The following is a 24,773-nucleotide window of genomic DNA, read 5'->3' as shown; positions in this document are numbered from 1 at the left end:
GGCTCTCCTTTAAACGCTATGAGCGGCGCCGAATGCCGGCGGCCGCTCAACATCCCTGTGCCTGTGGGTCTTAGTCGATGCGCTTGGCCGACTTGATCAGCACCGGGTCGATGGGCACATTCTGCATGCCGCTTTTGGTGGTGGTCTGGGAGTTGACGATGATGTCCACCACGTCCATGCCCTTGACCACTTTGGCGAATACCGCGTAACCGGCGTCACGGCCCGGATCGAGGAAGGCGTTGTCGGCGACGTTGATAAAGAACTGGCTGGTGGCCGAATCCGGGTTCGACGTACGCGCCATCGACAGCGTGCCACGCACGTTATGCAGGCCGTTGCTGGCTTCGTTCTTGATCGGTGCCTTGGTTTCCTTTTGCTGCATCTGCGTGGTGAAACCGCCGCCCTGGGCCATGAAACCCGGGATCACGCGGTGGAAAATCGTGTTGTTGTAGAAGCCGCTGTCGACGTACTCAAGAAAGTTCTTGGTACTGATCGGCGCCTTGACCGGGTCCAGTTCGATTTCGATCTGACCGTTGGTGGTCTCCAGCAGCACGTGCGGCACCTTGGCGGGCGTGGCGGCCATCAGGTTGGCGGCAAACAGAACGGAGCCAGCGACGAGGGCGATTTTTTTCAGCATGGGTCAGTAATCCTGAGTGTGGTGGTGTCGACTGCGGTGAGAAACTCGAGCAGGGTTTGGTTGAAGCGTTCGGGTTGATCCATCGTGGTGGCGTGGCGCGAATCGGCGATCACCACCAGCCGCGCATCGGGCAGCAGTTTTACGTAAGTCTCCTTCAGCGACACCGGTGTGTAGTCATGGTCGGCGCTGACGATGAGGGTTGGACAGGACACTTTGGAAAGTCGTTCCTGAACACCCCACCCAACGATCGCGTCGAAGCTGGCGAGATAAGCATGTTTGTCATTTTTTGCCCAGCGCTCGGCGATCTTTTGACGCAATTCGGCCTGTTCCGGTTTCGGGAACAGTTTGGCGCCCATGGCTTTACCGATGGTGCCCAGACTGAGCACACGCATCAGGCTCCAGCGCTTGAACCACTGCCAATAGTCGTCGCGGCTGCGCAGTTTGACCTCGGGCGCGCTGTTGACGATGCACAGGCTTTTAAGCAGTTGCGGCTGATCCACCGCCAGTTGAAAGCCGATCATGCCGCCCATCGAAAGTCCCACATAATGTGTCGGGCCGAGGTTCAAATGCTCGATCAGGGCGACCAGGTCGGCGCTGAACCCGGCGATGCTGTAGCGCTCGCGGGGTTTGTCCGAACGACCGTGGCCGCGTATGTCCGGGACGATCACCCGATAGCGGGCCGACAATGCCGGGATCTGATTTTCCCAGTCCAGGGTGCTGGAACCCAATCCATGGACCAACAGCAACGGCGTGCCGTGGCCATATTCCTCGTAGTGCAGGTTGCAACCGTCGTGTTCGAAATAGGCCATGTGTTCACTCCGTGTCAGGCTTGTGCAGGGGCGGCGAAGGGGGCATCCAGCGGTGCGGTATCGAAGGTGCGCAGCAGTTCGATGAGGATTTGCGTCGCCGGGCCCAGCGGTTTGTCCTTGTTCGAATACAGGTAGAAGCTCGGGTTACGGCTGCCACCCTGATCCAACGGTAGCAGCTTGAGCGTCCCTTCCTTCAGTTCGCGTTCGATCATGTGCCGGGGCAACCACGCAAAACCCAATCCGCTACCGACAAACGTCGCAGCGGTGGCGAGGCTGCCGACGGTCCAGCGCTGTTCGGCGCCGAGCCAGCCGACATCCCGTGGTTGCTGGCGGCCGGAGTCGCGGATCACCACTTGCATCTGGCTTTCCAGGTCCTGGAAGTTCAGTTCGCGGTTCAGGCGATGCAGTGGGTGTTCGGGGTGGGCGACGGCGACGAATTCTACGTCGCTCAATTCCGCGCCAAGGTAACCGGGAATGCTTAGGCCGGTGATCGCGAGGTCGGCCACGCCTTCGAGCAAGACTTCCTCCACGCCCGACAACACTTCTTCGCGCAGACGCACCCGGCAGCCGCGGCTTTGCGGCATGAACGCGGTCAAGGCGCGAACGAGGCGGGCGCTCGGGTACGCGGCGTCGACCACCAGCCGCACCTCCGCTTCCCAGCCTTGCTCCATGTGATGCGCCAGGTCTTCCAGTTGGCTGGCCTGTTTCACCAGTTGCCGCGAACGGCGCAGCAACACGCCGCCGGCTTCGGTCAGCACGGCTTTACGGCCGTCGATGCGCAGCAGGGGTACACCGAGCTGGTCCTGCATGCGTGCCACGGTGTAGCTGACAGACGATTGCGAGCGGTGCAGCGCTTCGGCGGCCTGGGCGAAACCGCCGTGGTCGACCACGGCCTGCAACGTTCGCCATTGATCAAGGGTCACGCGGGGCGCTTTCATGTTGAGCTCCTCTTGTCCTAAGCTGGCAGTCCTTATTGGAGACTGCCGAATGAAAAAATTCTGTGTTGTGGCGCTGGCGATGTTGCCGTTGACTGCGTTTGCCTACCCGATCGACGTCCAAAAACAGCTGAACGGCTTGAGCATCGACTACAACGCGTATGACACGGATACCGACATCGCCTCCATTCAGGTAAACAACTACGGCAGCACCGATGCAGTCTGTAAGGTGGTTTTCAATAATGGTCCTGAAGCGCCTCGCACCCGCAATATAGAAGTGGCTGCCGGCAAGCACAAAAATGCCACTGCCAAGTTCAACCGGTCCATCATCAAGATGCGCATCAACCTGACCTGCACCCCGAAATAACTTTTACCACCCCTGTGGGAGCGGGCTTGTGTGGTGAGGGGATTTATCCCCGTTGGGTTGCGAAGCGGCCCTAAACCTGGGACTACGGTGTCTCAGAAAAACCGCATTCACCGGTTTTGCGACTGCTTCGCAGCCGAACGGGGATAAATCCCCTCACCACACAAGCCCGCTCCCACAGCTAAGCACTGCTTATAAACGAATTTATTGATGGGTTGTAGCAGTTATTTGCGCTTTTTCATCGATACGACTCTGTTTAACCTTCACTCCATCGACTTACAGCATTCTCAGATGGAGCCTACATCCCATGTCCCGCGTTCTGATCATCGAAAGCAGTGCCCGTCAGCAAGACTCGGTTTCCCGTCAACTGACCCAAACCTTCATCACCCAGTGGAAAGCCGCACACCCCAACGACCAGATCACCGTGCGTGACCTGGCCGTCAACCCGGTGCCGCATCTGGACATCAACCTGTTGGGCGGCTGGATGAAACCCGCCGGGCAGCGCAGCGACATCGAACAGGTTTCCCTGGAGCGCTCCAACCAGTTGACCGATGAATTGCTGGCCGCCGACGTGCTGGTCATGGCTGCGCCGATGTACAACTTCGCGATCCCCAGCACGCTGAAAGCCTGGCTCGACCACGTGCTGCGTGCCGGCGTGACCTTCAAGTACACCGACACCGGCCCGCAAGGTCTGCTCAGTGGCAAACGCGCTTACGTGCTGACCGCTCGCGGCGGGATCTACGCCGGTAGCACCGCAGATCATCAGGAACCCTACCTGCGTCAGGTCATGGGCTTCATCGGAATCCACGACGTGATCTTCATCCATGCCGAAGGCATGAACCTGGGCGGTGACTTCCAGGAGAAGGGTCTGAACCAGGCCAACGCCAGCCTTGCCCAAGTGGCTTGAGGTTTTAATCGCCAGATAATCGCTGGGTGGTCTAGTGACCTGGCGCAACCCTTCAAGCCTGTACGCGCATCGACCTCCCTTTGCACTTTTTGCTCCTGAGTGCTGTAGCCCGATTGAACGCTTTAGCGAGATCGGGCTTTTTTTTTTGCCCGGGATTTGGTGGGCGTACACATAGACCCGTGGGAGCGAGCAAGCCCGCTCCCACAAGGGATTTGTGTTGTCTGGCAATTCGCAGTGAACGGCAAAACCCGCTATCGTCGCCGCCATTCGAAACGAGGCGAGCATGGGCTATCTACTTTTTGTCACGCTGATCCAGGCGTTTTCCTTCAGTCTGATCGGCGAATACCTGGCCGGTCATGTCGACAGTTACTTCGCAGTGCTGGTGCGCGTGGTGTTGGCGGGATTGGTGTTCATTCCGCTGACTCGCTGGCGTTCGGTGGAGCCGGCGTTCATGCGTGGCATGCTGCTGATCGGTGCGTTGCAGTTCGGCGTGACTTACGTCTGCCTGTACCTGAGCTTCCGGGTGCTGACGGTGCCGGAAGTGTTGCTGTTCACCATCCTCACGCCGCTGCATGTGACGCTGATCGAAGATGCGCTGAACCGGCGCTTCAATCCGTGGGCGCTGGTCGCAGCGTTGGTGGCAGTGCTCGGCGCGGCGGTGATTCGCTATGACCGGATCAATCCGGATTTCTTCATGGGGTTTCTGCTGCTGCAACTGGCCAACTTCACCTACGCCGCCGGGCAGGTGCTTTATAAGCATCTGGTGGCGCGTCATCCGAGCGATCTGCCGCATTACCGGCGCTTTGGTTATTTCTATCTCGGCGCATTGGCGGTGGCGTTGCCGGCCTTTGTGCTGTTCGGCAAACAGAATTTCCTGCCCGAAGCACCGCTGCAATGGGGCGTGCTGGTATTCCTCGGCCTGATCTCGACCGCGTTGGGGTTGTACTGGTGGAACAAGGGCGCGTGCCTGGTGAATGGCGGGACGCTGGCGGTGATGAACAATCTGCATGTGCCGGTGGGATTGCTGATCAATTTGCTGATCTGGAATCAGCATGAAGAGCTGGGGCGTTTGTTGCTGGGTGGTTCGGTGATTCTGATGGCGGTGTGGATTAGTCGGTTGGGTATCAGACGAGCCGCTCAACCGGTGTAGGAGCTGCCGAAGGCTGCGATCTTTTGATTTTGAAGATCAAAAGATCGCAGGCTGCGCCAGCTCCTACATGACGTGTTTTTCGGGCTCGGGAATGTGGCTTGCGCCTAGTACCGCCGGGAGCAACCCGGCGCGCAGATCCCCACCACTCGGCTGCTGATAAAGATTCAACCCAAACTCCGGCAGCACCGCCAGCAGATAATCGAAAATATCCCCCTGAATCCGCTCGTAATCCGCCCACGCCGTGGTGCGCGTAAAGCAGTAGATCTCCAGCGGAATCCCCTGCGCCGTCGTCTGCATCTGCCGCACCATGCAGGTCATGTTCGGCTGGACCTCCGGGTGACTCTTCAAATACGCCAGCGCATAGGCGCGGAAGGTCCCGATGTTGGTCATCCGCCGCCGGTTGGCCGACATCGCCGCCACGTTGCCCTGAGCCTCGTTCCACGCCTTGAGTTCAGCCTGTTTGCGGCTGATGTAGTCGGTCAGCAGATGCACCTGGGACAGTTTTTGCTCCTCGTCATCACGGATGAAGCGCACACCGCTGGCATCAATGAACAAGCTGCGCTTGATCCGTCGCCCACCCGACTGCTGCATGCCGCGCCAGTTCTTGAACGACTCGGACATCAGGCGCCAGGTCGGAATCGAAACGATGGTCTTGTCGAAGTTCTGCACCTTGACCGTGTGCAGCGTGATGTCCACCACATCGCCATCGGCGCCGACTTGCGGCATCTCGATCCAGTCGCCGACCCGCAGCATGTCGTTGCTGGTCAACTGCACGCTGGCGACGAACGACAGCAGGGTGTCTTTGTAGACCAACAGAATCACCGCCGACATGGCGCCCAGACCCGACAGCAGCAACAGCGGCGAGCGGTCGATCAACGTGGCGACGATGATGATCGCGCCAAACACGTACAAGACCATTTTCGCCAGTTGCACATAGCCTTTGATCGAGCGGGTGCGGGCATGTTCGGTGCGCGCATAGATGTCCAGCAAGGCGCTGAGCAGGGCGCTGATCGCCAGCACCAGAAACAGAATCGTGAAGGCCAGCGCCACATTACCGAGGAAGATCAGCGCGGTTTTGCTCAGTTCCGGAACCAGGTGCAGGCCGAACTGGATCACCAGCGACGGCGTCATCTGCGCCAGACGGTGAAACACCTTGTTCTGCCGAAAGTCGTTGACCCAGTGCAACGCCGGTTGGCGTCCAAGCATTTTGGTCGCGTGCAGGATCAGGTAGCGCGCCACTCGTCCGAGGGCCAGCGCCACCGACAGTAATAAAAGCAGACCTAGACTGGAATGCATGAGTGGGTGCTGGTCGAGCGCACCCCAAAGGTCTTGGACGTTGAGCCAGAGCTGTTTGATATCCATGGGTAAAACCGTTCTTCTATAGGACGCGTCGGGGCGATTAGAGCATTTAAGACGCTTTGGATGACGTTTAAGGACTAAAGACGCAACAAAAAAGCCACTGTTTGCGGTCGTTTGCATAAAGAAACTCGGCCTCGGCGCTCGAAACCGTTACCCTATGCAGCTGTTTTTTTGTATTTCTTCGAGGTAGCACCCGTGTTTTCCCAATTCGCCCTGCACGAACGCCTGCTCAAAGCCGTGGCCGAGCTTAAATTTGTCGAGCCAACGCCTGTGCAAGCAGCGGCTATTCCGCTGGCGCTCCAAGGGCGTGACCTGCGGGTGACAGCGCAAACCGGTAGCGGCAAAACCGCTGCTTTCGTTTTGCCGATCCTCCACCGTCTGATCGGCCCGGCGAAAATCCGCGTCAGCATCAAGACCCTGATCCTGCTGCCGACCCGCGAGCTGGCCCAGCAGACCATCAAGGAAGTCGAGCGCTTCGCCCAGTTCACTTTCATCAAGTCCGGCCTGATCACCGGCGGTGAAGACTTCAAGGTCCAGGCCGCCATGCTGCGCAAGGTGCCGGACATCCTGATCGGCACGCCGGGGCGGATGATCGAGCAACTGAACGCCGGCAACCTCGACTTGAAAGAAGTCGAAGTGCTGGTCCTCGACGAAGCCGACCGCATGCTCGACATGGGCTTTGCCGAAGACGTGCAGCGTCTGGTGGATGAGTGCACCAACCGTCAGCAGACCATGCTGTTCTCCGCCACCACTGGTGGTTCGGGCCTGCGCGAGATGGTCGCCAAGGTTCTGAACAACCCGGAACACCTGCAGCTGAACAACGTCAGCGATCTGAATGCGACCACTCGTCAGCAGATCATCACCGCTGACCACAACCAGCACAAAGAGCAGATCGTGAACTGGCTGCTGGCCAACGAGACCTATCAGAAGGCCATCGTGTTCACCAACACCCGGGCCATGGCCGACCGCATTTACGGCCGCCTGGTGGCGCAGGAATACAAAGCGTTCGTCCTGCACGGTGACAAGGACCAGAAAGACCGCAAACTGGCGATCGATCGCCTGAAACAGGGCGGCGTGAAAATCCTCGTTGCCACCGACGTCGCCGCTCGCGGCCTCGACGTTGACGGTCTCGACCTGGTGATCAACTTCGACATGCCGCGCAGCGGCGACGAGTACGTTCACCGCATCGGTCGCACCGGCCGCGCCGGCAACGATGGCCTGGCCATCTCGCTGATCTGCCACGGCGACTGGAACCTGATGTCGAGCATCGAGCGCTACCTCAAGCAGAGCTTCGAGCGCCGCACCATCAAGGAAGTCAAAGGCACCTACGGCGGGCCGAAAAAGGTCAAGGCCTCGGGTAAAGCCGTTGGCGTGAAGAAGAAAAAGGTCGACGCCAAGGGCGAGAAGAAGAAAACCGGCGCCAAGGCACCGACCAAGCGCAAAATCGCCAACCGCCCGAAGACCGACGCCCTGTCGCTGGTCAGCAAGGACGGCATGGCGCCGCTCAAGCGCCGCAAGCCGGAAGCGCCGGCGGCTGAGTAAGCGTCGATAGCGACCCAATAAAAACCCGGACAGTGTCCGGGTTTTTTTACGTCAAAAGATCGCAGCCTTCGGCAGCTCCTACATTGGACCGGCAAATCCTTGCTGGCCGTGCCCAGATCCATCTTCTGCAACTCAGCATTTATTTCCTTGGCCTTGGCCGGATTCTGCTCCGTGAGGCTGGCGACTTCCTTGGCCAACTGTTCGCGCTTGGCAGTGGCTTCCTCCGGCGTACAGGCCCAGGCGGGGAGGGCGCAAGCGAGGGTGGCGGCGAGGGTAAGTTTCAACAGGGTTTTCATGGAGAGGGCTTCGGTTCCGGTTAAGGCGGGTTATCCGGTTGAGGGTTGAGGTCAGGGGAAAGTTCAGCGCGCAGGCATCTTTTGGTCACGCAACGGGTTGATAACGAGTCCGTCAATTGACCGGATGCGAAGGAAGGGAAAGCCATGGTGAAGGGATATTCTTATATACCGGTGAAGTAGCCGCGCCGTTGTAAGCGACAGCACAAGCTAAGACGGGCGACCTTCAGGTCGCCCGTTTTCATTTCACCGCGTAGTCTGCTGCGCTCGCAAGCGTCTACCAATGACATCCATCTTGCTCGCGAAGCGATCTATCCACCGTGGCAGCAGCTAGAAGATGCTTTGTCTTCATACCGATCGTGATGCCTTACCCATTCCATGATTTCCTCTTCATTACGGCCCTTGGGCGTCAGGTCGAGGTAGTTGTAGGCGCCGACCAGCATGTCCAGGCCGCGGGCATAGGTTGAGTAGGTGTGAAAAATATCGCCAGCTTCGTTGCGATAAAACACGCTGAGGCCTGGGAGTTCTTCCTCGGCACTGTCGGATTTTTCGTAGTTGTAGGTCGCCTTGCCGGCAGCGACATCTTCTGCCCGGGCCGAGACGCCGAAGTCGTAGTTGAAATCGCAGCCTGCTGACGACACCCAATCGAATTTCCAGCCCATGCGCCGTTTGAACGCCTGGAATTCGGCGAACGGTGCGTGGGAAACCGCCACCACTGCGACGTCATGATGAGCCAGATGCTGGTTTGCACCGTCGATGTGGTCGGACAGGAAGGAGCAACCGGGGCAGCCTTCGTCCCAGCCGTCGGCGAACATGAAGTGGTAGATGACCAACTGACTGCGACCGTCGAACAAGTCGGCCAGTTTGAGCTCGCCGTCGGGGCCCTGGAAGCGATAGTCCTTGTCGATTTTTACCCAGGGCATGGCGCGGCGTTCGGCGCTGAGTTTGTCCCGTTCCTTGGTGAAGGCTTTTTCGTGGGCCAGGTGTTGTTTGCGGGCGGCGAGCCATTCTTCTCGCGATACGACTTGATGGTTCTGAACGTTCATCGGGTTTTCTCCTGCGCAATGCTGGGAGGTGACTGACACAACCTTGTCGTTTGACCTGTGCCGAATTCGACATCCCTCCGTTCAGCGCCGTTCAAAACCTGCGCTGAACGGCTGCGCGCATCGCCGGTCACAACTGATGAAGGCCATCACACTCACGGGTTTTGGAGGTTGAACAGGATGACGACTTATAACTGGGATTTGATTGAGCGCTTGCTGCACGAGGTGCAAAACGCAGCACCCAGCTTCACGCCACGGCCCTATGCCGAGCAATACGCAGCGGAGAAAGCCACGGAAGGCGAGCAGACTGAAAACCTGGATCACCTGAAAGCGGTGGCCGGCGAGTATGAAAAGTTACTGTTGGCGCGCGGTTATATTGAACCTCGACCTGAAGAGCAGGGCGGCACCGGTTCGAATTACATGCTGACGATGCGTGGTTCGAGGTTGTTGAGCCTGATCGACAGCTGCATTCCGGGCAATGCTCATCCGCGGCAGGTGCTGGATGAGCAGGAAGATGCGCTGGATGAAGCGACGTTTGATGAGGTGGCGTCCATGGCGCAGATTGCCTGATTGCATGGTGATAGCAAAAAGATCGCAGCCTTCGGCAGCTCCTACAGGTGTACACAAAACCCGTGTAGGAGCTGCCGTGTGGCTGCGATCTTTTTGATTCTTAGCTCTGATGCGCTGCCTTCAAACACTTCAAATCATTGAAGTCCTTGCGCACCCCTTCAATCTTTTTCAACAACCGCTCACGCTGAGTCGGCGTGCTCTCGGCCATCACATCCACAAACAGGCTTCGCGCCTGTGCTTCGGTATTGGCGTAGGCCTTGCGGTAATCGGACGTCCATAAACTCTCTCGATTCACCAGAAGCGTCTCGATTCGCTGTGGGAATTCTGGACTCTGACGCTGCGCAACCGCCGCACTGAACTGCTTCTGCCAATGAGCACGGTTGGCAATCCATTGCGTGTTCTGGTCACCCAAGGCATTCGACCAGGTGACGACACGTTGTTGCTGGGTCGGGCTCAGCGGGCCGAGCCAGTCATTCAAACGTTTTTCCATACGCGCGCCGCGCTCCTTGATCTGCTGATCGAGGGACGGTTTCAGGTAATCCTGCTGGCGTTTGCGCTGGTCCTTGGCAAAGGCGTCGTTCATTTCCGCCACTTGCTTGTCATCCAGCCCCTGCAACAACTCGATGGCCGACGGGGTGATTTCCCGGGCGGTCTGGGCGATGGCTTGTTTGGCTTCCTGGGTGCGGGTTTGCAGTGCGGCGTCGGTGACCTGGTTGGTTTCGACCATCACCTGCAAGCGGTCGAGCCAATCGAGGTAACCCGGCAGTTGCGTGGTGCAGTGCCAGCTCAGGTGTTCTTTCAGGCGCTCGTTGAACCAGCCTTTCTGCTCGCCGTTCATGTCCAGGTAATCGCTGAGCGTCCACGGAATGATCACGTCGAGGTTGCGGTAGGCCAGGCCCACGCGACTGCACGCGCCGAGGGCGAGACTGAGGGTGAGGACGACGGCGAGACACTTCAACCAGCGCGACATGGGCGAGTCCTTGCGAAAGCGTAGGTTCTCATGTGAACGCAGGATGAGCCTGCCAGTTCAGCCGATCAATAGAACGCGCGTTCGGCTTTGAGAGTGACCCGACTGTCGCTCGAATGCCGTTCGTCGATTGTTGAAATATTGATGTGTTTGATGGGGTGTTGCGGGAGGGTTCCAGTCCAAGCGCTTCGAAGCTCAAAGCGCTTACGGACCAGGTGACGCGAGGGAGTCTTGTAAAGGTGTTACTTTTTGCCGAGCGTGATCTGCTTGGATGGGCCGAACGTCTGGCCGCTGACGCCTTTGGCAATTTGCTGGATCTCGCCACCGGACTTGAGGAACGCAGCAATCTGGCTGTTGATCGATTCGCTGGTTTCAACGGCTGGAGCTGGCTTTGCTTTGCTGTTGGATGCTTTTACACGCATGGCGGCCATTAACCTGTAGAAAATTAACTTGGCCACGCATCGTACAGGAAATACTTGACAATTGCTTGGTAAATATCCCCCTGAAATACACATCACAAAAGCGGGATTAATCGCAAGTTATTATTCGAAATATTCTCGTAAGCTGCTGTTTTAAATAAGAACATTGGTGGATGTAAATGGATTTTTGCCTGACTGGAAGGGGCAAAGATCCGCAGGCTGGACTGACGAGTGGCCTGACGCGTCCGATAAAACCCTGGAAAATTAAGACCTTCAGAGGGATTTTCTCGAGCCGCCTGGCCGGGCGTCGAACGTAGCGTGCAAAAACGGGTAGAATGCCGCCCACGCAATGAGGGTATTTGAAATGGCTTTAGTCGGGCGTTACAACAGTTTGCAAGTGGTTAAACACACTAACTTCGGTTTATATCTGGACGGTGGTGCGGATGGCGAAATCCTTCTGCCTAACCGTTATATTCCCAAAGATATTCCCAGCGAAGATGAAGACTGGCTCAACGTTTTTATTTATCTGGACAGCGATGACAAACTTATCGCAACTACCGAAAAGCCGAAAGTTCAAGTCGGTGAATTCGCCAGTTTGAAAGTCGTTGAAGTCAACAGCATCGGTGTTTTCCTGGATTGGGGTTTGCCGAAGGATCTGTTGCTGCCGTTTTCCGAAGAGAAGCGCCAGATGACTGCAGGCGAGTACGTCGTGGTGCACGTCTACCTCGACAAGCACACCCGCCGCATCACTGCGACGGCGCGTCTGGACCGTTATCTGGACAAGACCCCGGCCAACTACACCCCTGGCCAGGAAGTTGATTTGCTGGTTGCCGAAGCCACCGACATGGGCTTCAAGGCGATCATCAACAACAAGCACTGGGGCTTGATCCACAAGAACGAAATCTTCAAGTTCATGCGCGCCGGCAAGGAAGAGAAGGGCTTTATCAAAGAAGTCCGGGCCGACGGCAAGATCAGCCTGAGCCTGCAACCCGTAGGTGAAGAAGCCGCCACCAGCCTTAACTCGAAGATCCTCGCCAAGTTGCGCGAAAACAACGGCACGCTACCGGTGAGCGACAAGAGCGACCCGACGGTGATCACCAGCATGTTTGGTGTCAGCAAAGGCAACTTCAAGAAAGCCATTGGTGCGTTGTACAAGAATGGCCAGATCGTTATTCATGCCGATCGCATTGAACTGAGCTGATCGCACGCCGACCTTTGCTTTAACTGTCGAGTCACTGCCATGGATTGTGTTGACGAGGTGTTCCGGTGAGCGCCACCCGGCGTAGCGCCGATAAGTTTGCCCTGCAAGTGATGATCGGCTTGTGCCTGATCTGGGGCGTGCAGCAAGTGATGATCAAGTGGGCGGCGCCTGACATCGCGCCGGTCATGCAGGCTGCGGGTCGGTCGGGTATTTCTGCGTTGCTTGTAGGACTGCTGATCTGCTGGAAGGGCGGCTGGGATCAGGTCGGCAACACGTGGCGCGGTGGACTACTGGCTGGCGCGCTCTTTGGCCTGGAGTTCTTCTTCATTTCCGAAGGCCTGCAATTGACCACGGCCGCGCACATGTCGGTGTTCCTTTATACGGCGCCGATCTTCACTGCGTTGGGCGTGCACTGGCTGTTGCCGAGTGAACGTTTAAGACCCGTCCAGTGGCTGGGCATTTTCCTCGCCTTCATCGGGATTGCCATCGCGTTTGCCGGCGGCGTGTCGTGGGAAAACCTTGATCGCCGCATGTTGATGGGGGATGCGCTTGGCGTCTTGGCCGGCGCCGCGTGGGGCGCGACTACCGTGGTAGTGCGTGCTTCGCGCTTGTCGGAAGCACCGGTGACGCTCACGTTGTTCTACCAACTGATTGTCGGTTTCGTCGGTTTGCTGCTGATCGCGATGCTCAGCGGCCAGTTCACTCACGTCAGCCTGACCACCGTGGCGGTGGCGAGTGTGCTGTTCCAAGGACTGGTGGTGTCGTTCTTCAGCTACCTGACCTGGTTCTGGTTGCTGCGTCGCTATCTGGCGGCGAACCTGGCGGTGTTTTCGTTCATGACGCCGTTGTTCGGCGTCACGTTCGGTGTGGTATTGCTGGGCGAAGCGCTGAGCCTCAACTTCGTCATCGGTGCCGTGCTGGTGTTGCTCGGCATCACGTTTGTCAGCGCTGAAAAGTGGGTGCGCCGTCGTTTACGCAAAGCCCTCGGCCAACACTGACCGGACGGAACAACAGGCCACCCGCGATAAGCAAACCACTGCCCGCTACGATCAGCGCCGGCTGCAAACCGCCGCTGAAATGGCTACTCAATGCCGCCAGTAACGGTCCGGCAAGCTGACCCACGGCGAAGCACGCGGTCAGCAGTCCGGCATTGCGCTGGGTGGCGTGGGGGGCGAGTTCCCGCGAGCGTTGCATCACCAGCTGCATGCAGGCCAGGAACGGCGTGCCACACAGGATCACCCCCAGCGCCAGGCCTGACCCGCTGCCCAACAGGCAGGCGAACACACCGGCCGCTTGCAGCCACAACGTTGCCATCAGCCAATGACGGGTGGCATTCGGGTTGTGACGACGAAGACTCACCAGCACCACGCCGATGGCCGACGCCAGACCAAAGCAGGGCCAGAACAGGTCGGCTTGCCATTGCCCGTGGAACTGCGCGTTGGCCATTTGCGAGAGGAAAGTGGCCGGGATGATGTAGCCCAGACCGTACAAGCTGTAGATCACCCCCAAACGACCGATCCCCTGGTTGCCCGAATCGGCAGCGTTGGAGGCGACTGCCACGGTGGCGGACGGTTGCGGCAGGAATGGCAAAATCCCCAACAGCATCACCAGTCCGACGCCGGCGTATACCAACCACAAGGTTGCGGAGGTCTGACCCAACAGGTTCGAGCCCAAGGCCAGCAATCCCGTCAGAAAAATCCCCAAACCCGGTCCGGCAAATACCAGTGCGCCAAGCCGCGGTCGACCGGCTGCCGCGGCCAGTGGCTGGCTCAACGCGGTGATCATCACCAGCACCCAGGCGCTGGCCACGCCCGTGCCGAAACGCAGCAACAGATGCGACCAGAACCCGTTGGCCCAGAACGATGCGAGCGTGAGTAATACACACAGCCACAACCCGCCCAGCAGCCGCTGCCGGACTTGTTCGGGACGACGGGAAAACATCGCGTCTACGGCGCCGACGAAGTACCCAAGGTAGTTGGCCGCCGCAATCAGACCGGCGGCCGTGAGGTCGACCTGACCTTCGCTGAGCAGGTGTGGCATTTGCGGGGTGAGGGCGAACCGCCCGATGCCCATGGCCATCATGAGCGCGATGAAACTGGCGAGTAAGCGAATCAGAGGCGACATAGTCTGAGTTCCGGCAGAGGATCAATGACCGTCAGGCTAGGACTGATTGACTTTCTTTAAAAGTGAATAATAGTGAGTAACTTGTTCTGATTTGGAGAATGCCGTGGAATTCAGCCAATTGCGGATCTTCCAGGCGGTGGCGGAAGAGGGCTCGATCACCCGTGCTGCCGAGCGTTTGCATCGGGTGCCGTCGAACCTGTCGACACGACTCAAACAACTTGAAGAACAGCTCGGTGTAGAACTTTTCGTACGCGAGCGTCAGCGTTTGCAGTTGTCTCCTGCGGGAAAAGTCCTGCTGGACTACACCGCGAAGCTATTCAACTTGCACGATGAAGCGCAAGCGGCGGTGCAGGGCGGGCAACCGGCCGGTGAATTCGTGCTGGGTACGATGTACAGCACCGCCGCCATTCACCTTCCCGGGCTGTTGGCCCGCTATCACCGCACGTACCCGGCGGTGAACCTGCAAGTGCAGTCGGGCCCTAGCGGCGAATTGCTGGAAGGACTGCTCACCGGTCGACTCGATGCGGCGCTGGTGGACGGCCCGCTGGAACTGGCCGGGCTGGACGGCGTGCCGTTGTGCGACGAACGGCTGGTGCTCATCAGCGAAGCCGATCACCCGCCAGTGCGTAGCGCGCTGGATGTGCAGGGGCGCTCGGTGTTTACCTTTCGCCAGGGCTGTTCCTATCGGATGCGGCTGGAAGCCTGGTTCGCTCATGATCACGCGGCCATGGGCCGGGCGATGGAGATTGAATCCTATCCGGGAATGCTCGCCTGCGTGATTGCCGGTTCGGGTGTAGCGCTGATGTCGGAGTCGATGCTGGCCAGTCTGCCGGGCCGCGAAAGTGTGGCGGTGCACCCGTTGGCCGAGCCGTTCGCCACGGCGACGACCTGGCTGATGTGGCGCAAGGGCATGGTCGGGGCCAATCTGAACGCGTGGATCGAGCAGCAACAGGCGGTTTTTCCATCGCAAGCGATTCCGGCGCAGGCAATAGCCTGAGCTATAGGTCAGGTATTTGGATCAATTCAGTAACAGATCATTGCGGATTTTGCCGAGCATTGCGTAGGACTTCGGACTATTATCAGTGCGAAGGGGCTACAGAATTTCAGCCGCTCGGCACTACCCTGAAGGGGGCACCATGAAAGAGAAAATCCAAAACTGGCTGCATGACCTGGGTGTCGCACTCGGTTTGATCGAACCGCCTCTGCAACCTGTGCCTATTCGCACTGACGACGAACAGCGTCGACGCCAGCAACGCCGTCGGTAGTACGTCAAGGTCAAAAGATCGCAGCCTGCGGCAGCTCCTACATGGGCTAGCACAAATGCTGCGATTATTTGCGTATCCGTAGGAGCTGCCGAAGGCTGCGATCTTGGCGATCTTGGCGATCTTCAGGTCAATGCCTTCCTATCTCGATCAAAAACCGACTCAAGTCATCCGCCGTCCTGGCGCTTTTGAGCAACCGGTCTTCCTCCGCCGTAAACGCCGTCAACCCCAGCTCATCTTCCAGATGAAAGATCAGCTCCTCGATATCTTCTTTATCCAACCCTAATTCCATCAGGCTGGCGTAATCGTCGAAGTCATCCTGACGCTCCAGCAGTCGGCTGATGAAACGATGCACAGCGGCACGCACGGTGGCTCTTTTCATGAGGGTTCTTCCAGGGCGTTGGTGTTGTCCCTGTGCTTGAGTACAGCAGGCTTCAGGCGTGCGAGCGCTGCCACTCGTCAATCATGCTGCGCAAATGTTCCCCGGAAAAACTCCCGAAATGGCCGCCATGCACGGTGCGGATCGGCATCTCGCGCAAGCGTTGCAGGCTGCGGGCGTAGTCGTCGAGGTTGGAGTGGTAGGCGTTTTCGATCAACGGCCCGTCGTAGATGATGTCGCCGCTGAACAGGGTTTCGGTTGCCGCCTCAAACAGGCTGATGCCGCCTGGTGAATGTCCGGGTGTGTGCAGTACTTGCAGCACTCGGTCGCCCAGATCCAGCACATCCCCCTCATTGATAAACCCGGTGGCCGGTGCGGCTTTGACCCGGTATTCGGCGTAGCACAACGGGCAATCCGGGTGTGCCTCGAACATGTCATCGCCGACGAACGCCCGGCTCAAATCGTTTTCGCCGTCAGGTGCCGCCAGGATGTCCGCTTCGGCAGGATGCACCAGGCGTTCAGGGAATTCGTGATGCCCGGCGATGTGGTCGAAATGGCAATGGCTGGCCACCGCCAGCAGCGGTCGTTCGGTGATCCACGGCAATTGCTCGCGCAGGCTGACCAGCCCGGAACCGCTGTCCAGCAGCAGGTCCTTGTCGCGGCCCTGAATGTGCCAGAGGTTGCAGCGATAGAAAGGGCGGATGTAGGGCTCGTGAATCAGGCGGATGCCGTCGCTGAGTTGTTTGACCTCGAACCACTGATCGCGAGAAACAATCTTCATCAAAGGTTTTCTCCAGACGAAAAAAAACGAGTGTGGCAACCGACGCCACACCCGTCGAAGAAAGCATCAAGTCGTTATGTTCAGCTTAGATAGCGCTCGCCACTACTGCCGGGCGACGGGACATCAGGCTGACTACAACGAAGCTCACCAGACCTACAGCCAGGCTGTAGTAGATCGGGGTGTTGGCATCCAGACCGTCCTTGACCATGAACACCAGCGCAGCGGCGAAGCCCAGGCCCATGCTGGCGATGGCGCCGGCGGTGGTGGCGCGTTTCCAGAAGATTGCACCGATCAGCGGGATCAGCATGCCACCCACCAACAGGTTGTAGGCCAGGGTCAGGGCGCTGATCACGTCATTCACGACCAGTGCGATACCCAGCACCACAAAACCGGTCAACAGAGTGACCACGCGGTTCATACGCAGGCTGGACTGTTTCCCGCCACGCAGTTTCGGCAGCAGGTCTTCGGTCAGGGTGGTGGCGGCGGCGAGCAGGCCGGCGCTGGCGGTGGACATCATGGCGGCCAGTGCAGCAGCGATCACCAGGCCACGGATACCGTCCGGCAGGGACAGTTTGACGATGGCGGCGAAAGCGTTGTTGACGTTGTCCAGGTCCGGGATCAGCACGTGAGCCGCCATGCCGATCAGGGCGCAGGCCAGACCGTAAAGGATGCAGTAGACACCCGCGAAAGTACCGGCGACCTGAGCCACTTTGGCGGTCTTGACGGTGAACACCCGTTGCCAGATGTCCTGGCCGATCAGGATCCCGAAGAAGTAGATCATGAAGTAGGTGATGATGGTGTCCCAGCCGATGGTGCTGAAGTTGAAGGCTGCTTCCGGCAGTTTCAACACCAACTCATCCCAACCGCCGACGCGGTACAGGCAGATCGGCAACAGGATGAACATCAGGCCAACGGTCTTGATCACGAACTGGACGATGTCGGTCAGGGTCAGGGACCACATGCCGCCAATGGCCGAGTAGATCACCACGACGCCGCCGCCAAGCAGTACCGAGATCCAGAACGGCAGGCCGAACAGCACTTGCAGCACGGTGCCGATTGCCAGGATCGAGGTCACGCCGATCATCAGCGCGTAGGCCAGCATGATCACCGCGCTCGCGGAGCGGGCCATCGGGTTGTAGCGTTTTTCCAGGACCTGGGTAACGGTGTAGATCTTCAGTTTCAGCAGCGGTTTGGCGAGGAACAGGTTCAGCGCCACGATCCCGCAACCCAGGGCCGCACACAGCCAGAAACCGGAGATGCCATGCACGTAGCCCAGACGCACGGTGCCCACGGTGGACGCGCCGCCCAGGACGGTGGCAGCCATGGTGCCCATGTACAGGCTTGGGCCGAGGTTGCGACCGGCGACCAAAAAGTCTTCGTTGGTCTTGGCCTTGCGCATGCCGTAGTAGCCGAGTATCAGCATCGCGGCGGCGTAGATGAGTACGACGAATAAATCCAAAGCCATGAAGCGTGTCTCCGATTGTCTTTTTTATGGTGAGGCTGAATTGCATTGCTGTGATGGGGTGTTTTTGTGGCGAGGGAGCTTGCTCCCGCTGGGCTGCGGAGCAGCCCCAATCCTGCAACCGAGTTTCCTCAGGGGAAACTCAATCGCCTGTTTTGCGACTGCTGCGCAGTTGAGCGGGACGGTGCGGCGATCCGACAAGCTCCCTCGCCACAGGTGTGCACCTCATTACCGTGTATTTTTGAATCAGGCGACTTGTCGAACCGCCGGTTTAGCGAGCGGGTCCGTGCCCTTGCTGCGTGAATCATTCGGGCCGAACACCGCAGCCGATTCCGGGAACAGGCTCAGCAGCGCCAAGTACACCAGCGAGGCCAGGCCAAGGGTCACCGGCAGGCTGATGTCGATGCCATCCGCCAGATTCCCGAGCACACCCACGAATTGCCCCGGCAGGTTCACAAAGCACAAACCGATCAGTGCACTCGGGATCCAGGCTCCCAGCCCACGCCAGTTCCAGCCATGCGTGAACCAGTAACGGCCACCTTTCTCGCCGCGGGTGAACACTTGCAGGTCATCCGGGCAATAGAAGCCGCGGCGCACCAGCAGGCCGATGATCATGATCACCATCCACGGGGTGGTGCAGGTGATGATCAGCACGGCGAAAGTCGACACGCTCTGCACCAGGTTGGCCGCGAAGCGTCCGATGAAGATGAAGGCAATCGACATCACACCGATCAGCAGCGTGGCCTTGACCCGCGACAGCACCCGCGGGAACACGCTGGACATGTCCAGGCCGGTGCCGTAGAGCGAGGTGGTGCCGGTGGACATGCCACCAATCACCGCGATCAGGCACACCGGCAGGAAGAACCAGCTCGGCGATACCGCCAGCAGACCGCCGACGTAGTTGTTGGCCGCGATGTAGTCGGGCGCCTTGACCGCTACGATGGTGGCGGTGACGAGGCCGAACAGGAACGGAATCAGCGTGGCGAGTTGCGCGGCAATCACCGACGCCATGATCCGGCCTTTGGGCGTATCACGCGGGATGTAGCGCGACCAGTCACCGAGGAACGCACCGAAGGAGATCGGGTTGCTCATGGCGACCAATGCTGCCCCGATGAACGCAGCCCAGAAACCGGCCTGGCCCATGGCTACGGTGCCGGCGTACTGGCTGTCGAATGCAGGGGCGAAAGCGAAAACCCCCAGCAGGAACAGCAGACTGGCCGCCCACACCGCAATGCGGTTGACCCACAGCATGAAGCGGAAGCCATAGATGCACACGGTCAATACCAGTAGCGCGAACAGGCCGTAGGCCAGGCCCAGGGTCAGATCGGTTTCCGGCAGATCGATCAGGCGTTTGGCACCGCCCACCAGCGCATCGCCCGAACTCCAGACAGAGAGCGAGAAGAACGCGATAGCGGTCAGCAACGACAGGAAGGAACCGACGATTCGCCCGTGCACGCCGAAGTGTGCACCGGAAGAGACGGCGTTGTTGGTGCCGTTGATGGGGCCGAACAGGCCCATCGGCGCCAGGATCAGCGAGCCGAGTACCACGCCCAGCACAATCGCCCAGACGCCAGCCTGAAAGGACAGGCCGAACAGCACCGGGAAACTGCCGAGCACGGCGGTGGCAAAGGTGTTGGCGCCGCCGAAGATCAAGCGAAACAGATCGCTGGGCCTGGCGTCACGCTCATGGTCCGGGATCTGTTCGACCCCGTTTGTTTCGATGCTGCTAAGGCTTTTTTCGTTGTTTTTGTTATTCATGATCAGCTCCGATCATAAAGGCGCGCTCATCGTGCGTGAGCGTCACCTATGTTGGCTAAGGGGATGGCAGCCCTTCCGGCATCGCGGACAAATGTTCATGGCAGGCCAGCCATAGGCCTTGTTGTTCTTGGCCAGACGCTTGTTTCTTGAAAACAATCGTCTCGCGCTCCTGGCTGAAGTGTTGCTCCCCTTGCATGCGCAGCTCGGTGGCCACGTCATGGATGAAAATCGCCACGTCACCCTGCAGGCTGACAAAGGCGTTGCTCGAGGTGCACGACAGCACCTCAAAGCCATCCTCGGTACGCCAGCTGTCCCATAACGCCTGATAGGCATCGCGCGACAGTAGTGGTTGTTCGAGGGTGTAAAACACGAAGCTGGCATCGGCGCTGAATGCGCCGAAGTAGGCTTCGCGATCGTTACGGGCAAAGGCGGACACCAGATCGGCGGCGGCCTTCAAAACCTGATCACGTTCGTTCATGACCGATCCTCAGCGATGGACCACGCCAGGCAGTACGCAGAGCATTTCGTACAGCAGGTTGGCGGCCAGCAGGGAGGTGTTGCCGGTTGTGTCATAAGCTGGCGAGACTTCTACCAGATCGCAACCGACCAGGTCGAGGCCTTGGCAGCCGCGAACGATTTCAATTGCCTGAATGGTCGTCAGACCACCGATTTCCGGGGTGCCGGTGCCAGGCGCCCAGGCCGGGTCGATACCGTCGATGTCGAAACTCAGGTACACCGGACCGCCGCCGACTTTCTCGCGAACTTCGGCCATCAACGGGGTCAGGGATTTGTGCCAGCACTCTTCGGCCTGAACCACACGGAAGCCCTGGTTACGGCTCCAGTTGAAGTCGTCAGCGGTGTAACCCTGGGCGCGCAGACCGATTTGCACGACGCGGTCCGGGTCGATAAGGCCTTCTTCGACAGCACGACGGAAAGTAGTGCCGTGGGCGATTTTCTCGCCAAACATGTGATCGTTTACATCGGCGTGGGCGTCGATGTGCACCAGGCCGACCTTGCCGTGCTTCTTATGGATGGCACGCAGGATTGGCAGGGTGATGGTGTGGTCGCCGCCGAGGGTCAGGGGGATCACGTCGTGTTCGAGGATGTTGTTGTAGGATTCTTCGATGATCCGTACGGCATCCAGCAGGTTGAAGGTGTTGATCGCCACGTCGCCGATGTCGGCAACCGACAGCGAGTCGAACGGCGCTGCGCCGGTGGCCATGTTGTACGGGCGGATCATCACCGATTCGGCGCGGATGTCACGCGGCCCGAAACGGGTGCCGGGGCGCAGCGAAGTACCGATGTCCAAAGGCACGCCGACGAAGGCAGCGTCGAGGCCGGCAGCGGTAGGCACATGGGGGAGTCGCAGCATGGTGGCGATGCCGCCGAAGCGCGGCATTTCATTGCCGCCCAGTGGTTGGTGAAGAATCTTGTCCACGGGTAGGGCCTCATCGTCGTTGTTTTATTTATGTCGGTTGCGCAGGTCCAGGGAGGATCGGGCACCGTTAGGGGCCGATTCTGCGAAAGGTAGTGGCCGGGAAGAATCGCTACGGGCAAATACTTAGTTCAGATTTTTCTAAACTAATGGTCGTGACGGCGATAGACTTCATCACTTGGCTCGCGAGTAACCCTGTAGGAGCTGCCGAAGGCTGCGATCTTTTGATCTTGATTTTCTGCGGCCATGAAACCACCAAAGATCAAAAGATCGCAGCCTTCGGCAGCTCCTACAGGGCCTCAGCTATCGCGACCCTGATTCAGCTGAAATTCGACCGGTGTTTGGAGCCCCCCCATGGCCAACGCTTTACCCGACCTGAAACTGTTACGCATCTTCGTCAGCGTGGTCCGTCATCAGGGGTTCGCCAACGCCCAGCAAGAACTCAACCTCTCGACCTCGGCGATCAGCACCTACATGAGCCAGCTTGAAGCGGCCCTTGGCCTGGTGCTCTGCCATCGCGGTCGCGGTGGTTTCAGCCTGACCAGCAAAGGCGAATTGTTCCATCAGGAAACCCTGCGCCTGCTCGGCGAACTCGAAGGTTTTGAGCAATACGCGGCGGCGCTGAAGGGTGAACTGCGCGGTACGCTGAACCTCGGCGTCATCGACTCCACCGTCAGCGACAAGGCCTTGCCGTTCGCCGAAGCCATCGGCGCCTATAGCCAGGAACACCCGGCCGTGCATTTGCACCTCTCGGTGATGAGCCCGTACGAACTGCAACTCGGCGTGCAGGACAATCGTCTCGACCTGGCCATCGGCGCGTTTTCCACGCGCATGAGCGGGCTGGTCTACATGCCGCTGTACCGCGAACAACACTGGTTGTATTGCAGCAGCCGTCATCCGCTGTTCACCGAGCGGCGCATCCCCGAGCAAGTCATCACCCAGCAACGCATGGTCGGTCGCGGTTACTGGAGCCAGGCCGAACTGGCGCGCCACGGTTTCAAACACAGCGCCGCGACCGTGGAAAGTATGGAGGCGCAGCTGATCCTGGTGCTGTCCGGCGCCTACATCGGTTACCTGCCGGAGCACTACGCCCAGGCCTGGGCAGACAAGGGTGACTTGCGCGTGTTGCTGCCGGCGACCTTCGGTTATCAGGCGCCGTTCTCGATGATCGTGCGCCGGGGTCGTAGCCGCGAGCCGCTGATCCAGACGTTTCGCGACCTGCTCAAAGCGCAACTCAATCAGGCCGTTTAAAGGGAAAAGAAGCGATGTCCAGAATCCAGTGCCCGCGCTGCCTGCGCCCGCAAACCCATTGCTTGTGCCTCCTGATCCCGAGCCTCGACAGCCGCACTCGGGTGTTGTTGCTGCAACATCCAAGCGAAGTGAACCATGCGCTGAACACCGCGCGGTTGGCGGCGTTGGGGCTGAAGAGTGCGCAGTTGATCGTGGGCGAAGTATTCAAGGATTTGCCGACGCTGTTGAATCAGCCGGGCTATCAGGCACGACTGCTGTTTCCTGGGGAAGAGGCGCAGCCGTTGCAGGCGTACACCGCGAAAGATCAGCCGCTGTTGCTGGTCGTACCGGACGGCACCTGGCGCAAGGCGCGCAAAATGCTGCACCTCAATCCGCTGCTGGCGGCGTTGCCGAGGGTGATGCTGGCGGAGGGTGGGGTGTCGCGTTATCGCTTGCGCAAGGCGCCGGAGCCGGGCGCGTTGTCGACGGTGGAGGCGATTGTGCAGGCACTGCAGACGCTGGAAGCACCTGTCAGTTTCGAGCCGTTGTTGAAGCCGTTCGAGGCGTTGATCGAGGGGCAGATTGCGGCGATGGGGGAGGAGACTTACCAGAAGAATCACCTGCGATGAGTTCCTCTGTGGCGAGGGAGTTTGCTCCCGCTGGGCTGCGCAGCAGCCCCAAAACTGCTCACTCCGGTGAATCAGGTATACCGAGCTGCCAGGATCGGGAGCGCTTCGCACTCCAGCGGGAGCAAGCTCCCTCGCCACAGGGACCGCGTCAGACTTAGCGCTCCCGCATCGCCTCAGTCCGGGCCTTCAACACCGGTTTCAGCAGGTAATCCAATACACTTTTCTCCCCGGTAATGATGTCCACAGTGGCAACCATCCCCGGAATAATCAGCAACGGTTTCACATCCCCACCCAAGTGATTTTTATCAGTGCGCACCTGAATCAGATAAAAACTGTTGCCCTTGTCATCCGTAATCGTATCCGCACCAATCAACTCCAGCTTCGCACTCAACCCGCCATAAATCGTGTAGTCGTACGCACTGAACTTGACCATCGCTTTCTGCCCCGGATGCAGGAACGCCACGTCCTGCGGCCGCACCTTGGCTTCGATCAGCAGGTTGTCTTCGATGGGCACGATTTCCACCATGTCGCTGCCCGGCTGAACCACGCCGCCGATGGTGTTGATCTTCAGCACTTTGATAATCCCGTGCACCGGCGACACCACCGTGGTGCGGCTGACTCGGTCATCGATGGCGATGCTCGACGCGGTGATTTTCGACAGGTCGGTGCGTTTCTCATTCAGCTCTTTTGCCGCGTCCGAGCGGAAGGATTGTTCCGATTCGTCGATCTTGCTTTTGATCTCGTTGATCGCCGATTCAGCGCGAGGAATCGCCAGCGTCGTGGCGTTCAGCGAGCCGCGAATCTCCACCGCGCTGCGTTTGAGCCGGAGGATTTCCACCGGCGAAACCGCTCCGGAGCCCACCAGCGGCGCGGACATGTTCATCTCCTGTTGCAGCAGCGCCAGGCTTGAACTGTATTGACCCTGTTTCGAGCGGAACTCCGCCAGTTCCTGGGTTTTCTGCCGAAGTTGTTCGGTCAGCGTGCGCTGTTCGCTGGCCAGGCGCCGTTGCCGTTGTTCGTACAGCGAGCGCTCGTCCTCGGCGACTTGCGGCGCTTTGGCGATCACGTCCGGCGACAGCTTGAACGGCCGCCCTTCCGCCTCGGCGGACAGGCGTTCGACCTGCGCGGTCAACGCATACCGATCGACCTCGCTTTCACCCTTGTTCGACAGAAACCGCGTGTCATCCAGGCGCAGCAAGGTGTCGCCCTTGTTCACCATTTGCCCTTCGCGCACGAAAATCTCGGTGACGATGCCGCCTTCCAGGTTCTGGATTACCTGAACCTTGCTCGACGGAATCGCCTTGCCTTCGCCCATGGTGACTTCCTGCAACACCGCGAACTTGGCCCAGACCACGGCGCTGATAATCAACGCGGCGGCGAGCCACACGGTGATCCGCGACCAGCGTGGAGAATCCTGCAACGAAGCGCCGGCCGTTTCCGGCATGAATTCGCTTTCGGCGCTTTTGCTGAAACTGCCGAAGTAGCTTCGGGCCGCTGAATCCGGTGTTTGAGCAGACATG

26 protein-coding genes and 1 pseudogene are annotated in these 24,773 nt (G+C 59.1%); 11 read left to right on the top strand and 16 right to left on the bottom strand.

Annotated features, from left to right (window positions below; all coding sequences use genetic code 11):
* Positions 1 to 70: 70 nt before the first annotated feature.
* From ACYZTL_RS08475 to ACYZTL_RS08465, 3 genes are read right to left on the bottom strand one after another with little or no spacing between them, the layout of a single operon-like run.
* Positions 71 to 634 (bottom strand): peptidylprolyl isomerase, encoded by a 564-nt coding sequence (locus tag ACYZTL_RS08475; protein WP_461951409.1) that lies wholly within the window; start codon positions 632 to 634, stop codon positions 71 to 73.
* A complete protein-coding gene (locus ACYZTL_RS08470; protein ID WP_461951408.1) occupies positions 628 to 1,443 on the bottom strand; it encodes an alpha/beta fold hydrolase in 816 nt (271 codons plus the stop codon). Before ACYZTL_RS08470 ends, ACYZTL_RS08475 begins: the two co-directional genes overlap by 7 nt.
* A 14-nt stretch (positions 1,444 to 1,457) precedes the next feature.
* Entirely contained in the window at positions 1,458 to 2,381 is a 924-nt protein-coding gene (locus ACYZTL_RS08465; RefSeq protein ID WP_461951407.1) for a LysR family transcriptional regulator, read from the bottom strand.
* A gap of 49 nt (positions 2,382 to 2,430) precedes the next feature.
* Between ACYZTL_RS08465 and ACYZTL_RS08460 the strand changes: the two genes are divergently transcribed.
* The 3 genes from ACYZTL_RS08460 to ACYZTL_RS08450 all read left to right on the top strand — a co-directional run bounded on the left by ACYZTL_RS08460 (position 2,431) and on the right by ACYZTL_RS08450 (position 4,799).
* Positions 2,431 to 2,745 (top strand): 3-phosphoglycerate kinase, encoded by a 315-nt coding sequence (locus ACYZTL_RS08460; protein WP_461951406.1) that lies wholly within the window; start codon positions 2,431 to 2,433, stop codon positions 2,743 to 2,745.
* 304 nt (positions 2,746 to 3,049) lie between these two features.
* Complete coding sequence (locus tag ACYZTL_RS08455; RefSeq protein WP_461951405.1) at positions 3,050 to 3,649, top strand: FMN-dependent NADH-azoreductase; 600 nt, start codon at positions 3,050 to 3,052, stop codon at positions 3,647 to 3,649.
* 283 nt (positions 3,650 to 3,932) lie between these two features.
* On the top strand, positions 3,933 to 4,799 hold the full coding sequence (locus ACYZTL_RS08450) for a carboxylate/amino acid/amine transporter (RefSeq protein ID WP_461951404.1): 867 nt from the start codon (positions 3,933 to 3,935) through the stop codon (positions 4,797 to 4,799).
* Between the two features lie 63 nt (positions 4,800 to 4,862).
* On the opposite strand, the gene ACYZTL_RS08445 is transcribed toward ACYZTL_RS08450, so the two are convergent.
* The gene (locus ACYZTL_RS08445) at positions 4,863 to 6,161 is read right to left on the bottom strand and encodes a mechanosensitive ion channel family protein (protein WP_461951403.1); all 1,299 of its coding nucleotides are present in this window, start codon (positions 6,159 to 6,161) and stop codon (positions 4,863 to 4,865) included.
* Between the two features lie 192 nt (positions 6,162 to 6,353).
* On the opposite strand from ACYZTL_RS08445, the gene ACYZTL_RS08440 reads away from it, so the two are divergent.
* Positions 6,354 to 7,700 carry a DEAD/DEAH box helicase gene (locus ACYZTL_RS08440; RefSeq protein WP_461951402.1) on the top strand — a complete coding sequence of 449 codons (1,347 nt, stop codon included), beginning with the start codon at positions 6,354 to 6,356 and terminating at the stop codon, positions 7,698 to 7,700.
* 77 nt (positions 7,701 to 7,777) lie between these two features.
* Here ACYZTL_RS08440 and ACYZTL_RS08435 read toward each other — a convergent pair.
* Together ACYZTL_RS08435 and ACYZTL_RS08430 are read right to left on the bottom strand one after the other, a co-directional pair.
* Positions 7,778 to 7,996, bottom strand: a pseudogene (locus ACYZTL_RS08435) (hypothetical protein); the annotation flags it as partial.
* Between the two features lie 308 nt (positions 7,997 to 8,304).
* Positions 8,305 to 9,039, bottom strand: a complete 735-nt coding sequence (locus tag ACYZTL_RS08430; RefSeq protein WP_461951401.1) for a DUF899 domain-containing protein — start codon at positions 9,037 to 9,039, stop codon at positions 8,305 to 8,307.
* Positions 9,040 to 9,216: 177 nt separating this feature from the next.
* Between ACYZTL_RS08430 and ACYZTL_RS08425 the strand changes: the two genes are divergently transcribed.
* Complete coding sequence (locus tag ACYZTL_RS08425; RefSeq protein ID WP_461951400.1) at positions 9,217 to 9,606, top strand: transcriptional regulator; 390 nt, start codon at positions 9,217 to 9,219, stop codon at positions 9,604 to 9,606.
* 100 nt (positions 9,607 to 9,706) lie between these two features.
* Here the strand turns inward: ACYZTL_RS08425 and ACYZTL_RS08420 are convergent, their stop codons facing one another.
* A complete protein-coding gene (locus ACYZTL_RS08420; protein ID WP_461951399.1) occupies positions 9,707 to 10,576 on the bottom strand; it encodes a DUF6279 family lipoprotein in 870 nt (289 codons plus the stop codon).
* 239 nt (positions 10,577 to 10,815) lie between these two features.
* Positions 10,816 to 11,004 (bottom strand): hypothetical protein, encoded by a 189-nt coding sequence (locus ACYZTL_RS08415; protein ID WP_172668627.1) that lies wholly within the window; start codon positions 11,002 to 11,004, stop codon positions 10,816 to 10,818.
* Positions 11,005 to 11,356: 352 nt separating this feature from the next.
* On the opposite strand from ACYZTL_RS08415, the gene ACYZTL_RS08410 reads away from it, so the two are divergent.
* Together ACYZTL_RS08410 and ACYZTL_RS08405 are read left to right on the top strand one after the other, a co-directional pair.
* Positions 11,357 to 12,193: a CvfB family protein gene (locus tag ACYZTL_RS08410; RefSeq protein WP_461951398.1), complete on the top strand. Its 837-nt coding sequence runs from the start codon at positions 11,357 to 11,359 to the stop codon at positions 12,191 to 12,193.
* Between the two features lie 65 nt (positions 12,194 to 12,258).
* Positions 12,259 to 13,191, top strand: coding sequence for a DMT family transporter (locus tag ACYZTL_RS08405; protein ID WP_461951397.1), 933 nt, complete (start codon positions 12,259 to 12,261; stop codon positions 13,189 to 13,191).
* On the opposite strand, the gene ACYZTL_RS08400 is transcribed toward ACYZTL_RS08405, so the two are convergent.
* On the bottom strand, positions 13,136 to 14,317 hold the full coding sequence (locus tag ACYZTL_RS08400; protein ID WP_461951396.1) for an MFS transporter: 1,182 nt from the start codon (positions 14,315 to 14,317) through the stop codon (positions 13,136 to 13,138). The two genes, ACYZTL_RS08405 and ACYZTL_RS08400, sit on opposite strands and share 56 nt — an antisense overlap.
* A 103-nt stretch (positions 14,318 to 14,420) precedes the next feature.
* Here ACYZTL_RS08400 and ptrR point away from each other — a divergent pair, with 103 nt between their 5' ends.
* Positions 14,421 to 15,314 carry a putrescine utilization regulator PtrR gene (ptrR, locus tag ACYZTL_RS08395; protein WP_461951395.1) on the top strand — a complete coding sequence of 298 codons (894 nt, stop codon included), beginning with the start codon at positions 14,421 to 14,423 and terminating at the stop codon, positions 15,312 to 15,314.
* Positions 15,315 to 15,453: 139 nt separating this feature from the next.
* Positions 15,454 to 15,582 carry a PA1414 family protein gene (locus tag ACYZTL_RS08390; protein WP_007914492.1) on the top strand — a complete coding sequence of 43 codons (129 nt, stop codon included), beginning with the start codon at positions 15,454 to 15,456 and terminating at the stop codon, positions 15,580 to 15,582.
* Between the two features lie 127 nt (positions 15,583 to 15,709).
* Here ACYZTL_RS08390 and ACYZTL_RS08385 read toward each other — a convergent pair whose 3' ends face one another.
* The 6 genes from ACYZTL_RS08385 to speB all read right to left on the bottom strand — a co-directional run bounded on the left by ACYZTL_RS08385 (position 15,710) and on the right by speB (position 21,397).
* A complete protein-coding gene (locus tag ACYZTL_RS08385) occupies positions 15,710 to 15,961 on the bottom strand; it encodes an acyl carrier protein (RefSeq protein ID WP_461951394.1) in 252 nt (83 codons plus the stop codon).
* Positions 15,962 to 16,013: 52 nt separating this feature from the next.
* The gene (locus tag ACYZTL_RS08380; RefSeq protein ID WP_461951393.1) at positions 16,014 to 16,739 is read right to left on the bottom strand and encodes an MBL fold metallo-hydrolase; all 726 of its coding nucleotides are present in this window, start codon (positions 16,737 to 16,739) and stop codon (positions 16,014 to 16,016) included.
* Between the two features lie 85 nt (positions 16,740 to 16,824).
* Positions 16,825 to 18,204 (bottom strand): sodium:solute symporter family protein, encoded by a 1,380-nt coding sequence (locus ACYZTL_RS08375; protein WP_461951392.1) that lies wholly within the window; start codon positions 18,202 to 18,204, stop codon positions 16,825 to 16,827.
* Between the two features lie 243 nt (positions 18,205 to 18,447).
* The gene (locus tag ACYZTL_RS08370; RefSeq protein WP_461951391.1) at positions 18,448 to 19,959 is read right to left on the bottom strand and encodes a purine-cytosine permease family protein; all 1,512 of its coding nucleotides are present in this window, start codon (positions 19,957 to 19,959) and stop codon (positions 18,448 to 18,450) included.
* 55 nt (positions 19,960 to 20,014) lie between these two features.
* Positions 20,015 to 20,437 (bottom strand): YybH family protein, encoded by a 423-nt coding sequence (locus tag ACYZTL_RS08365; protein ID WP_461951390.1) that lies wholly within the window; start codon positions 20,435 to 20,437, stop codon positions 20,015 to 20,017.
* A gap of 9 nt (positions 20,438 to 20,446) precedes the next feature.
* Entirely contained in the window at positions 20,447 to 21,397 is a 951-nt protein-coding gene (gene speB, locus ACYZTL_RS08360; RefSeq protein WP_461951389.1) for an agmatinase, read from the bottom strand.
* A gap of 351 nt (positions 21,398 to 21,748) precedes the next feature.
* Here speB and ACYZTL_RS08355 point away from each other — a divergent pair, with 351 nt between their 5' ends.
* Positions 21,749 to 22,645 carry a LysR family transcriptional regulator gene (locus tag ACYZTL_RS08355; RefSeq protein ID WP_461951388.1) on the top strand — a complete coding sequence of 299 codons (897 nt, stop codon included), beginning with the start codon at positions 21,749 to 21,751 and terminating at the stop codon, positions 22,643 to 22,645.
* Between the two features lie 14 nt (positions 22,646 to 22,659).
* The gene (locus ACYZTL_RS08350; RefSeq protein ID WP_461951387.1) at positions 22,660 to 23,253 is read left to right on the top strand and encodes a tRNA-uridine aminocarboxypropyltransferase; all 594 of its coding nucleotides are present in this window, start codon (positions 22,660 to 22,662) and stop codon (positions 23,251 to 23,253) included.
* Between the two features lie 154 nt (positions 23,254 to 23,407).
* Here ACYZTL_RS08350 and ACYZTL_RS08345 read toward each other — a convergent pair whose 3' ends face one another.
* The gene (locus ACYZTL_RS08345) at positions 23,408 to 24,772 is read right to left on the bottom strand and encodes an HlyD family type I secretion periplasmic adaptor subunit (RefSeq protein WP_461951386.1); all 1,365 of its coding nucleotides are present in this window, start codon (positions 24,770 to 24,772) and stop codon (positions 23,408 to 23,410) included.
* Position 24,773: the final 1 nt, after the last annotated feature.

The organism is Pseudomonas sp. LB3P81 (assembly GCF_054897965.1).
The sequence above is the reverse complement of the archived record's forward strand: the minus strand, read 5'-3'. Positions and strand labels throughout refer to the sequence as shown.